This window comes from Streptomyces sp. NPDC006450 (genome assembly GCF_040612195.1).
GTDB lineage: Bacteria > Actinomycetota > Actinomycetes > Streptomycetales > Streptomycetaceae > Streptomyces.
This window is the reverse complement of record NZ_JBEXPT010000028.1, coordinates 16,368-29,113: the sequence shown is the minus strand read 5'-3', so window position 1 is coordinate 29,113 and position 12,746 is coordinate 16,368. Positions and strand designations below refer to the sequence as shown.

The 12,746-nt window shown below is 71.4% G+C and carries 7 protein-coding genes; 6 read left to right on the top strand and 1 reads right to left on the bottom strand.

Translation table 11 applies throughout. The features are described from left to right. Nucleotides 1-368 precede the first annotated feature (368 nt). The 5 genes from ABZY57_RS12255 to ABZY57_RS12235 all read left to right on the top strand — a co-directional run bounded on the left by ABZY57_RS12255 (nucleotide 369) and on the right by ABZY57_RS12235 (nucleotide 9,086). On the top strand, nucleotides 369-2,363 hold the full coding sequence (locus ABZY57_RS12255) for an alpha-1,4-glucan--maltose-1-phosphate maltosyltransferase (protein ID WP_356510903.1): 1,995 nt from the start codon (nucleotides 369-371) through the stop codon (nucleotides 2,361-2,363). Beyond that, nucleotides 2,360-4,054: a maltose alpha-D-glucosyltransferase gene (treS, locus tag ABZY57_RS12250; RefSeq protein ID WP_356510901.1), complete on the top strand. Its 1,695-nt coding sequence runs from the start codon at nucleotides 2,360-2,362 to the stop codon at nucleotides 4,052-4,054. Before ABZY57_RS12255 ends, treS begins: the two co-directional genes overlap by 4 nt. Before the next feature lie 240 nt (nucleotides 4,055-4,294). Continuing rightward, a complete protein-coding gene (locus tag ABZY57_RS12245; RefSeq protein WP_356510933.1) occupies nucleotides 4,295-5,674 on the top strand; it encodes a maltokinase in 1,380 nt (459 codons plus the stop codon). Then, nucleotides 5,671-7,977 (top strand): 1,4-alpha-glucan branching enzyme, encoded by a 2,307-nt coding sequence (gene glgB / locus ABZY57_RS12240; RefSeq protein ID WP_356510899.1) that lies wholly within the window; start codon nucleotides 5,671-5,673, stop codon nucleotides 7,975-7,977. Before ABZY57_RS12245 ends, glgB begins: the two co-directional genes overlap by 4 nt. A 485-nt stretch (nucleotides 7,978-8,462) precedes the next feature. Next, nucleotides 8,463-9,086: a helix-turn-helix domain-containing protein gene (locus tag ABZY57_RS12235; protein ID WP_356510897.1), complete on the top strand. Its 624-nt coding sequence runs from the start codon at nucleotides 8,463-8,465 to the stop codon at nucleotides 9,084-9,086. A gap of 193 nt (nucleotides 9,087-9,279) precedes the next feature. On the opposite strand, the gene ABZY57_RS12230 is transcribed toward ABZY57_RS12235, so the two are convergent. Then, nucleotides 9,280-10,305 (bottom strand): ATP-dependent 6-phosphofructokinase, encoded by a 1,026-nt coding sequence (locus ABZY57_RS12230; RefSeq protein ID WP_356510895.1) that lies wholly within the window; start codon nucleotides 10,303-10,305, stop codon nucleotides 9,280-9,282. A gap of 309 nt (nucleotides 10,306-10,614) precedes the next feature. Between ABZY57_RS12230 and pta the strand changes: the two genes are divergently transcribed. Then, complete coding sequence (pta, locus tag ABZY57_RS12225; protein WP_356510893.1) at nucleotides 10,615-12,696, top strand: phosphate acetyltransferase; 2,082 nt, start codon at nucleotides 10,615-10,617, stop codon at nucleotides 12,694-12,696. Nucleotides 12,697-12,746: the final 50 nt, after the last annotated feature.

The window sequence follows — 12,746 nt, the reverse complement described above, 5'->3', positions numbered from 1 at the left end:
CTCCGGCCGTGCGTCCATCGGGCGTCAACGGGGCGGTGGACATCCGGTAGTCCCCTTCGAGTTGACGGAGCATCGGAAGGTGTTGAGCCGGGGAGACCGGGCAGGCGTTCCAGTACGTACGAGTAGTTGACCGAGCACGCGGGTTGGGCCGGGCTGGAGTGGGAAGGGCTCCCCGGGTACGCGCACGGCGCACCCTTCCCCCGACCTCTCCCGCCACCCGAGTGAACGCGGACAGGAGCGGCCATGCCCGCAGCCCAGCCGTCTTCCGAGCGGCTAGAAACAGAGCGAACAGAGCGTGCACTACCAGCCGTCATGCCGGCTGGCCTGTTGTCACCGAGCCCTGCGAACTGCCCCCAGGTGATCCCATCATGATCGGTCGCATTCCCGTGCTGGACGTCCGCCCCGCCGTCGACTGCGGCGTCAGACCCGCCAAGGCGGTCGTGGACGAGGTCTTCGAGATTTCCGCCACCGTGTTCCGCGAGGGACACGACGCCGTGGCGGCCCATGTCGTGCTCCGAGATCCGAGCGGGCGGCTGCGGCCCCCCGTGCCCCTGTCCGAGCTCGCTCCCGGCACCGACCGGTGGGGGGCGCGGGTGTCCGCCGATGTCGAGGGGAGGTGGACTTACACCGTCGAGGCCTGGAGCGACCCGGTGGGCACCTGGCGGGCCCACGCGGCGGTGAAGATCCCGGCCGGGATCGACACCGGGCTCACCCTCCTGGAGGGCGCCGAGCTCTACGAGCGGGCCGCCGCCAAGATCCCCAAGCGGGACGGCCGCGAACACGTGCTGGCCGCCGCGGACCTGATGCGGAACGAGGACCGGCCCGTCGCCGAGCGGTACGCGGCCGCCCTCGGACCCCGGATCGACGCGCTGCTCGCGAAGCGGCCGCTCCGGGAACTGGTGACGGCCTCCAAGCCGCTGCCGCTGGTGGTCGAGCGCAAGCGGGCCCTCTTCGGGTCCTGGTACGAGATGTTCCCCCGGTCGGAGGGGGCGGTGCTGAAGCCCGGCGAGGCTCCGGTCAGCGGGACGTTGCGGACCGCCGCCGAGCGGCTGCCGGCCATCGCGGCGATGGGCTTCGACGTGGTGTACCTGCCGCCGATCCACCCGATCGGCAGCACGTTCCGCAAGGGTCCGAACAACACCCTGTCCGCGGGGAGTTGGGATCCGGGCGTGCCGTGGGCCATCGGCTCCACCGAGGGCGGCCACGACGCGGTCCACCCCGAGCTCGGGACCCTGGAGGACTTCGACGCCTTCGTCGCCAGGGCCCGCGAGCTGCGCATCGAGGTGGCGCTGGACTTCGCCCTGCAGTGCTCCCCGGACCACCCGTGGGTGGAGAAGCACCCGGAGTGGTTCCGCCACCGCGCCGACGGCACGATCGCGTACGCGGAGAACCCACCGAAGAAGTACCAGGACATCGTCCCCATCCACTTCGACGCCGACATGGCCGGCATCGTCGAGGAGACGGTGCGGATCCTGCGGCACTGGATGGAGCACGGTGTCCGCATCTTCCGGGTCGACAACCCGCACACCAAGCCGGTGGTCTTCTGGCAGAAGGTGATCGCGGACATCAACAAGTCCGACCCGGACGTGATCTTCCTCGCCGAGGCCTTCACCCGCCCCGCGATGATGCGCACCCTCGCCGCGGTCGGCTTCCAGCAGTCCTACACGTACTTCACCTGGCGCAACACCAAGGCCGAGCTGACCGAGTACCTGACCGAGCTCGCCGACACCCGCTCCGCCTCCGTCATGCGACCGAATTTCTTCGTCAACACCCCCGACATCCTGCACGCATACCTTCAGCACGGCGGCCGCCCCGCCTTCGAGGTCCGCGCGGTCCTCGCCGCCACGCTCTCCCCGACCTGGGGGGTCTACGCCGGTTACGAGCTCTGCGAGAACACCCCGGTCAAGGAGGGCAGCGAGGAGTACCTGAACTCCGAGAAGTACGAGCTGCGTCCGCGCGACTGGGCCGCCGCCGACCGCGAGGGCCGCACGATCGCCCCGCTGATCACCGCCCTGAACCGGCTGCGCCGGCGCAACCCGGCCCTCCAGCAGCTCCGCGACATCCATTTCCACCCGACCGACAACGAACAGGTGATCGCCTATTCGAAGCACTCGGGAGGCAATTCCGTACTGGTGGTCGTCAACCTCGATCCGCACCACACCCAGGAGGCGACGGTCTCGTTGGACATGCCGGTACTCGGCCTCGACTGGCACGGGTCCCTCGCGGTGCGCGACGAGCTCACCGGCGAGACCTATCACTGGGGCAGGGCCAACTACGTGCGCCTGGAACCGGGCCGCACGCCCGCGCACGTTCTGGCGGCTCTGCGACCGTCCCCGCCCACCGGAGGGTCACCCATCTCATGATGATCAACGATCCCGTCCCCGACACCTTCGAGGACACCCCCGCCAAGGACCGCGACCCCGACTGGTTCAAGCGGGCCGTCTTCTACGAGGTCCTCGTACGGTCCTTCCACGACAGCAACGGCGACGGCGTGGGGGACCTCAAGGGGCTCACCGCCAAGCTGGACTACCTCCAGTGGCTCGGCGTCGACTGCCTGTGGCTCCCGCCCTTCTTCGCCTCGCCCCTGCGCGACGGGGGCTACGACGTCGCCGACTACACCTCCGTGCTGCCCGAATTCGGCGACCTGGCCGACTTCGTGGAGTTCGTGGACGCGGCGCACACCCGCGGCATGCGGGTGATCATCGACTTCGTGATGAACCACACGAGCGATCAGCACGAGTGGTTCCAGCAGTCCCGCAAGGACCCGGACGGGCCCTACGGCGACTACTACATGTGGGCCGACAACGACAAGCAGTACCAGGACGCCCGCATCATCTTCGTCGACACCGAGACCTCGAACTGGACGTACGACCCGGTCCGCAAGCAGTACTACTGGCACCGGTTCTTCTCCCACCAGCCGGACCTCAACTACGAGAATCCGGCCGTGGTCGAGGAGATCGTCTCCGCGCTGCGCTTCTGGCTCGACCTCGGCATCGACGGCTTCCGCCTCGACGCCGTGCCCTACCTGTACGCCGAGGAGGGCACGAACTGCGAGAACCTGCCGCGCACCCACGCCCTCCTCAAGGCGGTCCGCGCCGAGATCGACGCGCACTACCCGGACACCGTGCTGCTCGCCGAGGCCAACCAGTGGCCCGAGGACGTCGTCGACTACTTCGGGGACTTCGCGAAGGGCGGGGACGAGTGCCACATGGCCTTCCACTTCCCCGTCATGCCGCGCATCTTCATGGCGGTCCGAAGAGAGTCCCGCTACCCGGTCTCCGAAATCCTGTCGAAGACCCCGGCGATCCCGGACCGCTGCCAGTGGGGCATCTTCCTGCGCAACCACGACGAGCTCACGCTCGAAATGGTCACGGACGAAGAGCGCGACTACATGTACGCCGAGTACGCCAAGGACCCGCGGATGCGGGCCAACATCGGCATCCGGCGCCGCCTCGCCCCCCTGCTGGACAACGACCGCAACCAGATGGAGCTGTTCACCGCCCTGCTGCTGTCGCTGCCCGGTTCGCCGGTGCTGTACTACGGCGACGAGATCGGCATGGGCGACAACATCTGGCTCGGCGACCGCGACGGCGTCCGGACCCCGATGCAGTGGACCCCGGACCGCAACGCCGGTTTCTCCTCGTGCGATCCGGGCAGGCTGAACCTGCCGGTCATCATGGACCCGGTCCACGGGTACCAGGTGACCAATGTCGAAGCGGCGATGGCCTCACCGTCTTCGCTGCTGCACTGGACCCGCCGGATGATCGAGGTCCGCAAGGCCAACCCGGCCTTCGGACTCGGTTCGTACACCGAACTGCCCTCGACCAACCCGGCGGTGCTCGCCTTCCTCCGTGAATACGGGGACGACCTGGTGCTGTGCGTGCACAACTTCTCGCGCTTCGCGCAGCCCACCGAGCTGGACCTGCGGTCGTTCAACGGGCGCGTCCCGGTGGAACTCACCGGCGACGTCCGCTTCCCGCCGATCGGCGAATGGCCGTACCTGCTGACCCTGGCGGGCCACGGCTTCTACTGGTTCCGCCTGCGCTCGGAGTAGCGGCCGGCCCGGGGCGGGCGCGGCGAATGGGTCAACCGCCCGCCCCTGTACGGACCATCCTGACCCGACACTCGCACACCGGAGAAGCAACCAGCGTAATCCGGGACACAATGCGCATTCTTTGACGGCCCGGGGAAAGGACGCGACGCCATGTCGGAGGCTGCATCCGCCCGGGATCGGCTCACCGCCGACCGGGCCACCGGACTGGGGCTCGGAATCGGGCTCGGCCCACTGGAGCCGATGCTGCGGGCCTGGCTGCCCGCCCAGCGCTGGTTCGCGGGCAAGGGCCGCGCCATCGGACGGCTCAGGACCATCTCGGCGGCCGAACTGCTGCCGCCCGAGGCCTCGCCCGGCCTGCTGCACCTGCTGCTGGACGTGGACGGGGACTGCTACCAGCTCCTGCTCGGCATCCGCCCGAGCCCGCTGCCACCGGCCCTCGCGCCGGCGCTGATCGGCCGCGCCGAGCAGGGCCCGTACGCCGGGCAGTCGGTCTACGAGGGGCTGGGCGATCCGCGGCTCGCCTCGCTGCTGCTGGAGCGGCTGCGCTCCCCCGGCACCCTGGGCCCGCTGCGCTTCCACCGGGATCCGGCCGCCGTGATCCCCGAGGCACCCACCCCCCGGCCGCTGTCCGGGGAACAGACCAACTCCTCGATGATCTACGGGGATTCGCACATCCTGAAGATCTTCAGACGAGTCGGCCCCGGGGTCAACCCCGACCTGGAGCTGCCCCGGGCCCTGGCCGCGGCCGGCTGCGCCCGGGTGCCCGCGCCGGTCGCCTGGTACGAGGCCGAGCTGCCCGGCTCCGAACCGCTGACCCTCGGCGTGCTCCAGCCGTACCTGCGCGGCTCCGACGACGGCTGGCAGCTCGCGCTGCACCGGCTGCGCACCGGCGCCGACTTCACCGCAGAGGCGCACGCACTGGGCCGGGCCACCGCCGAGGTGCACAGCGCGCTGGCCGGGGCCCTGCCCACCATCGCGCTGGGCCCCGAGCAGACCGCCCGGCTGGCCGCCGGGATGACGGCCCGGCTCGCCGCCACCGCCCGCGAGGTAGCGGCCCTGCGCCCCTACGAGGCGGGACTGCGCGGGGCCTTCGACGCGCTGGCCGCCTCCCGCGGGGCCGGGGTGGCCGCCCAGCGGATCCACGGGGACCTGCACCTGGGGCAGACCCTGCGCACCGCCGACGGCAGCTGGGCGCTGATCGACTTCGAGGGCGAGCCGGCCAGGCCGCTGGCCGACCGGCGCCGCCCCGAACCGGCGGTCCGGGACATCGCCGGGATACTGCGCTCCTTCGACTACGCGGCCCGCTCGCACCGGCCGTTCGCCCCCGCGTGGGCGGACGACTGCCGGGCCGCCTTCTGTGAGGGCTACGCCCGCACGACCGGCAGGGACCCGCGCGAGGACCCCGTACTCCTGCGCGCCTACGAGACCGACAAGGCGGTGTACGAGGCCCGCTACGAGTCCCGGCACCGGCCCGACTGGCTGCACGTGCCGATGGCGGCGATCCGGCGCCTGTCGGAGCCGCAGCGTCCCGGCGCCCACCGCACGCGTCCCCCCGTCCCCGGATCCACCCCACCCCACCCCACACCCCACCCGAAGCCCCCGAGGAGGCCGCTCGCGTGAGCGCCGCACGACAGCCGTCACCGACCGTCCGCGACGAAACCAAGACCGCCGATCCCGCCCCCGAGCCCACCAAGAAGGCCCGGGCCCCCCGGGCCCGGCGGGCCGCCCCGCCGCGCGGGGTGCGGCCGGTGGCGGCGCTGGGCGCGGAGGAAAGGGCCCGGCTGCTGGAGGGCCGCCACCACGATCCGCACGCGGTGCTCGGAGCCCGTACCCAGCGGGGCGGGGTGTCCTTCCGGGTGCTGCGTCCGTACGCCAAGGCCGTCACCGTCGTCGCCAAGGGGCTGCGGGCCGAGCTCCTCGACGAGGGCGACGGGCTGTTCTCCGGCCTGCTGCCGCTGACCGGGGTGCCGGACTACCGGCTGCTGGTGACGTACGACGGCGACGAGGTCGAGGTCCACGACCCCTACCGGTTCCTGCCCGCGCTCGGCGATCTCGACCTGCACCTGATCGGCGAGGGCCGGCACGAGGAGCTGTGGAAGGCGCTCGGCTCGGAGCCGATGGAGCACCAGGGCGTGGCGGGCACCCGGTTCACGGTGTGGGCGCCGAACGCGCAGGGGGTGCGGGTCAGCGGGGACTTCTCGTACTGGGACCCGGTCGCCTACCCGATGCGTTCGCTCGGGGCGACCGGGGTGTGGGAGCTGTTCCTGCCCGGCGTCGGCGAGGGCGCCCTGTACAAGTACGACATCACCCGCCCGGACGGCTCGCACACCCTGCGCGCCGACCCGATGGCGAAGCACACCGAGGTCCCTCCGGCCAACGCCTCGGTGGTGACGGCCTCCTCCTACGTCTGGCAGGACGCCGGGTGGATGGCGAAGCGCGCGGAGCGCCCGCCGCACCAGGCCCCCTTCTCCGTCTACGAGCTGCACCTGGCGTCCTGGCGGCCCGGACTGTCCTACCGACAGCTGGCCGAGCAGCTCCCGGCGTACGTGACGGAGCTCGGCTTCACGCACGTGGAGCTGATGCCGGTCGCCGAGCACCCCTTCGGCGGCTCCTGGGGCTATCAGGTCACGGGCTTCTACGCGCCGACCTCCCGGATGGGCACCCCGGACGACTTCCGCTTCCTGGTGGACTCGCTGCACCGGGCCGGGATCGGGGTGATCGTCGACTGGGTGCCGGCGCACTTCCCGCGCGACGACTGGGCGCTTGCCGAGTTCGACGGGCGGCCGCTGTACGAGCACCACGACCCGCAGCGGGCCGCGCACCCGGACTGGGGGACGCTGGAGTTCGACTACGGGCGCCGGGAGGTCCGCAACTTCCTCGTGGCCAACGCCGTGTACTGGTGCCAGGAGTTCCACGTGGACGGGCTGCGCGTGGACGCGGTGGCCTCGATGCTCTACCTCGACTACTCGCGCAACGAGGGCGAGTGGACGCCGAACGAGCACGGCGGCCGGGAGAACCTGGACGCGGTGGCGTTCCTCCAGGAGATGAACGCCACCGTCTACCGGCGCTGCCCCGGCGTGGTGACGATCGCCGAGGAGTCCACGGCCTGGCCGGGCGTCACCCGGCCCACCGACGGGGGCGGGCTCGGCTTCGGCCTCAAGTGGAACATGGGCTGGATGCACGACACCCTGCGCTACGCCTCGAAGGAGTCGGTGCACCGCAAGTACCACCACCACGACATGACCTTCGGGATGATCTACGCGTTCAGCGAGAACTACGTGCTGCCGATCTCGCACGACGAGGTGGTGCACGGCAAGGGCTCGCTGGTGTCGAAGATGCCCGGCGACTGGTGGCAGCAGCGGGCGGCGCACCGCGCGTACCTGGGCTTCATGTGGGCCCACCCGGGCAAGCAGTTGCTCTTCATGGGGCAGGAGTTCGCGCAGGGTTCGGAGTGGTCGGAGAGGTACGGCCCGGACTGGTGGCTGCTGGACTCCTCGTACGCGGCGGCCGGTGACCACCGGGGCGTACGCAGCCTCGTGGGCGAGCTGAACCGCACCTACCGGGCGGCTCCGGCCCTGTGGGAGCGGGACACGGTGCCGGAGGGCTTCGCCTGGGTGGAGGCGGACGCGGCGGAGGACAACGTCTTCGCCTTCCTCCGCTTCGCGCAGGACGGCTCGCAGCTGCTGTGCGTCTCGAACTTCTCGCCGGTGGTCCGGCACGGGTACCGGATCGGTGTCCCGGAGGAGGTCCCGCTGTGGCAGGAGGTGCTGAACACCGACCTGGAGGCCTACGGCGGCAGCGGCATCCACCACGCCCAGCCGCTGCGCCCCGAGCCGGTGCCCGCGCAGGGCAGGCCGGCCAGCCTGCGCCTGACCGTCCCGCCCCTGGCCACGCTCTGGCTCAGGCCGATGGCGCGGGGGTAGCACCCCTGCCGGCTCCTGGTCGGAGCCCGCGCCCGGCGCGGGCTCCGGCCAGTTGCTGGAGGGGGCTGCGCCGCGACAGGACGAACCGGGTCGGCACGGACGGCGCCCCGTGGCGCACGACCGCGGCGGGGCCGGTGTCCGCGTCGATCCGCCCGCTCGACTCGCGACCCGCTCGCGCACGTCGCCGGGGCGGTCGATCGGGCTCGCCGGAAGCAAGGAGATCCCGTGAGGGGATCGTGCACGGGGCTATCGCCGCGGCGGCCGGAAACGTACGCTGGGAAGTGGATCACAGATCGCCCCGATTACCGGACAGTCACAGGGAAATCGGACCAAAGCCCTTTACTTCATAGGACGTTCCTACGAGGTATGGGCTTGTTTGATTGGTCTGTAGTCGCCGCGCCTCGGCCACTCCTACGGTGTGCCATGTGCACTCCAGCCCCCCTTTCAATGCCCCCGCCGCGCGTCGTCTCCGCGCTGCCCTGGGCATGGCTCCCGGTCATGTCGCCTATGGCCTGCGCGCCCAGTACGGACTGCTCGTCACTCCCGAGACCGTGATGGCGTGGGAGCGTGGCGAGATAGCGCCCACCTCCCCCGAGCTCACCGCTCTGGCCGGCGTGCTCTGGTGTTCCCCCGGCGAGCTGCTCGCCGAGCCCGTCACCCTGCGGGAGCACCGCATCGCCCGGGGCCTGGCCGCCGAGGACCTGGCCCGCCGCTGCGGGGTGGAGGCGGGTGCGTACCAGAAGATGGAGGACTCCGGCCGCTGGAAGGGCAACGAGCGGCAGTCCGCCGCACTGGCGACGGCTCTGGGGCTGACGCTGGCCCAGTTCGTGACGGCGACCGGCAAGCACGAGGAGCTGGCCGAGCTGCTGCGCAGCGCGGTGACCACGCGCTGGCAGGCGTACGTGAAGCCGCTGGCCAAGCTGCTTCCGGTGCCCAAGGGGCACCTGGAGCGGGTGCTGGAGCAGTTGCACGGCGAGTACCAGTCGCGGATGGTGGCGACCCTGAGCTGGGGCGGCGGGCAGGGCGATGCCGGCAGCGGCGACTCGGGTCGTGAGTACCTGGGCGGCATCGTGGAGCGGTTCTGGTACCTCGCGGGGGGTGCGTCGTAGGACACATCCCGCCCGCGGGCTCCGTACGGGAAAGGCCCCGACCGCGTCCCCACGGGGACGCGGTCGGGGCCTTTCGGCGCGCGAAGTCGGGGCGGCGGTCCCGCCCCGGGGGGCCGGTCGGCGCCGGCCCCGCCCCTGCGAAAGTGGGGCCCTTCGGCGGCCGGATCGGGGACGGAGGTCCCGGCCGGGACGGTCAGAAGACGGACTCGGCCTCGTACATGCGGCCCTCGGGGACGGTCTTCAGCTCGGTGACGGCCTCGGCCAGCGGGGCCATGACGATGTCGGTGCCGCGCAGGGCGGTCATGTTGCCGAATGCACCGCGGTGGACGCCCTCGACCGCGTGCCAGCCGAAGCGGGTCGCGAGGACGCGGTCGTAGGCGGTGGGGGTGCCGCCGCGCTGGACGTGGCCGAGGATGACCGGGCGGGCTTCCTTGCCGAGGCGGTGCTCCAGCTCGACGGCGAGGCGGTTGCCGATGCCGGCGAAGCGCTCGTGGCCGTACTGGTCGATCGCGCCCTTCTCGTACGGCATGGAGCCCTCGGCCGGGTGCGCGCCTTCGGCCACGCAGATGACGGCGAACTTCTTACCGCGGGCGAATCGTTCCTCCACCATCTTGACCAGGGCCTCCACCTCGAAGGGCCGCTCCGGCAGGCAGATGCCGTGGGCGCCGCCGGCCATGCCGGACTCCAGGGCGATCCAGCCCGCGTGCCGGCCCATGACCTCGACGACCATGACGCGCTGGTGCGATTCGGCGGTGGTCTTGAGGCGGTCGATGGCCTCCGTGGCGACCATGACGGCGGTGTCGAAGCCGAAGGTGCGGTCGGTGGAGGAGATGTCGTTGTCGATGGTCTTCGGTACGCCGACGACCGGCATGCCGGCGTCCGACAGCATCCGGGCAGCCGTCAGGGTGCCCTCGCCGCCGATCGGGATCAGGGCGTCGATGCCGTAGCGCTTGGCCAGTTCGGCGGCGTTCTCGGCCGCTTCGTGGAGGCGGGCGCGCTCCATGCGGGCCGATCCGAGGATCGTGCCGCCGCGGGCGAGGATGCCGCTGACCGCGTTGATGTCGAGGGGGCGGAAGTTGCCGTCGAGGAGGCCCTTGAAGCCGTCCTCGAAGCCGATGACCTCGTCTCCGTGCCCGACCACGGCACGGTGTACGACCGACCGGATGACAGCGTTCAGGCCCGGACAGTCGCCGCCTGCGGTGAGAACTCCGATACGCATCGTGCTGTGTCTCCTGCTCCTGGTCGTACCTGGCCGTTCGCGTGCGGGCGTCCGGCCGACCGTACATATGAGATGCCGTATGAGGTGCCCGTATGAAGGGCGTATTGGTGAAGCCTGTCCGATTGTTCCACGGGGTCCGGGTGGCGCGCGCTCCGTGGCGTGCCGCCCGCACAGGGCCCGTAGGGCCTTTCGGCCCCCTCCTGCAGGCCCTTCGCCCGGCGGGCGCCCTAAGGAATCGCAGGGGTATTGTCAAGAGGTCAAGCCCATATTTACTGGGACAACCGACACGAATTGGGACGGAGAGCACGCGTGACGCGCAGCGTGTACGTGACGGGTATCGAGCGGGGGGACGGCCGCCAGGTCGTCGAGCTGGGCATCATGGAGCTCCTGACCCGCCAGACCGGCCGGGTGGGCGTGTACCGCCCCCTGCTGCACGACGGGCCCGACCGGCTCTTCGACCTGCTCAAGGGCCGGTACCGGATCGACCAGGACGCCGCGACGGCCTACGGCATGGAGTACCACGAGGCCTCCGCCATCCTGGCCGAGAAGGGCACCGACGAACTGGTCTCCCAGCTCGTCGGCCGCTACCACGAGGTGGCGCGCGACTACGAGGTCATGCTGGTCCTCGGCACCGACTACGCCGACACCAACCTCCCGGACGAGCTGGCGCTCAACGCCCGCCTCGCCAACGAGCTGGGCGCGCTGGTCATCCCCGTCGTGGGCGGCACCAAGCACCCGGCCGAGGCCGTGCGCGCCGAGGCCCGCAACGCCTACCGCGCGTACGAGGCCCTGGGCTGCCACGTCGGCGCGATGGTCGTGAACCGGGTGGCCGCCGAGGACCGCGAGGTGATAGCCGAGCGCCTGGCCGCCAGGCTCCCCGTGCCCTGCTACGTCCTGCCGGACGACAAGCACCTGTCCGCCCCGACGGTCGCCCAGATCACCCGGGCGCTGGGCGGCGAGGTCCTCCTCGGCGACGAGGCCGGACTGGCCCGCGACGCCGTGGACTTCGTCTTCGGCGGGGCCATGCTGCCGAACTTCCTGAACGCCCTGACCCCCGGCTGCCTGGTCGTCACCCCCGGGGACCGCTCCGACCTGGTCATCGGCGCCCTCGCGGCGCACACCTCCGGCACCCCGCCGATCGCCGGTGTGCTGCTGACGCTGAACGAGCGCCCGGGCAAGGACATCCTGACGCTGGCCTCCAAGCTGGCCCCGGGCACCCCGGTGGTGTCGGTGGCGGGCAACAGCTTCCCGACGGCCGCCGAACTCTTCTCACTGCAGAGCCGGCTGAACTCCGCGACCCCGCGCAAGCTGGAGACCGCGCTCGGCCTGTTCGAACGCCACGTGGACACCGCCGAGCTGCGCGAGGTGCTCTCGGTGGCCCGCTCCGAGCGGGTCACGCCGATGATGTTCGAGAACCAGCTGCTGGAGCAGGCCCGCGCCGAGCGCCGCCGCGTGGTCCTCCCCGAGGGCGCCGAGGAGCGCGTGCTGCGCGCCGCGGACGTGGTGCTGCGCCGCGGGGTCTGCGACCTCACCCTGCTGGGCGAGGAGCAGGCGATCCTGAAGAAGGCCGCCGACCTGGGCGTCGACATCTCGGCCGCCCAGCTCATCGACCCGGCGACCTCCCCGCTGCGGGAACGGTTCGCCGAGTACTACGCCAAGGCCCGCGCCCACAAGGGCATGACGGTCGAGCTGGCCCACGACGTGGTCACCGACGTCAACTACTTCGGCACCCTGATGGTCCAGGAGGGCCTCGCCGACGGCATGGTCTCCGGCTCGGTGCACTCCACCGCCGCCACCATCCGCCCGGCCTTCGAGATCATCAAGACCAAGCCCGACGCGTCCATCGTCTCCTCGGTCTTCTTCATGTGCCTGGCCGACAGGGTCCTCGCCTACGGCGACTGCGCCGTGAACCCGGACCCCGACGCCGAGCAGCTCGCCGACATCGCCGTCCAGTCGGCCACCACCGCCGCCGCGTTCGGCCTGGAGCCGCGGATCGCGATGCTCTCGTACTCCACCGGCACCTCCGGCTCGGGCGCGGACGTGGACAAGGTCCGCAAGGCCACCGAGATCGTCCGCGCGCAGCGCCCCGACCTGCTGATCGAGGGGCCGATCCAGTACGACGCCGCCGTGGAGCCCTCGGTCGCCGCGACCAAGCTGCCCGAGTCCGAGGTGGCCGGCCGCGCGACGGTGCTGATCTTCCCCGACCTCAACACCGGCAACAACACGTACAAGGCCGTGCAGCGCTCGGCCGGCGCCGTGGCGGTCGGTCCGGTCCTGCAGGGTCTGCGCAAGCCCGTCAACGACCTCTCGCGCGGCGCCCTGGTCCAGGACATCGTCACGACCGTGGCCATCACCGCGATCCAGGCGCAGTCCCAGCCCGTGGCCGGCTGAGCCCGTGGCCGGCTGAGCCCTCCCCCACCGAGACCCCACCGAGACCCCGT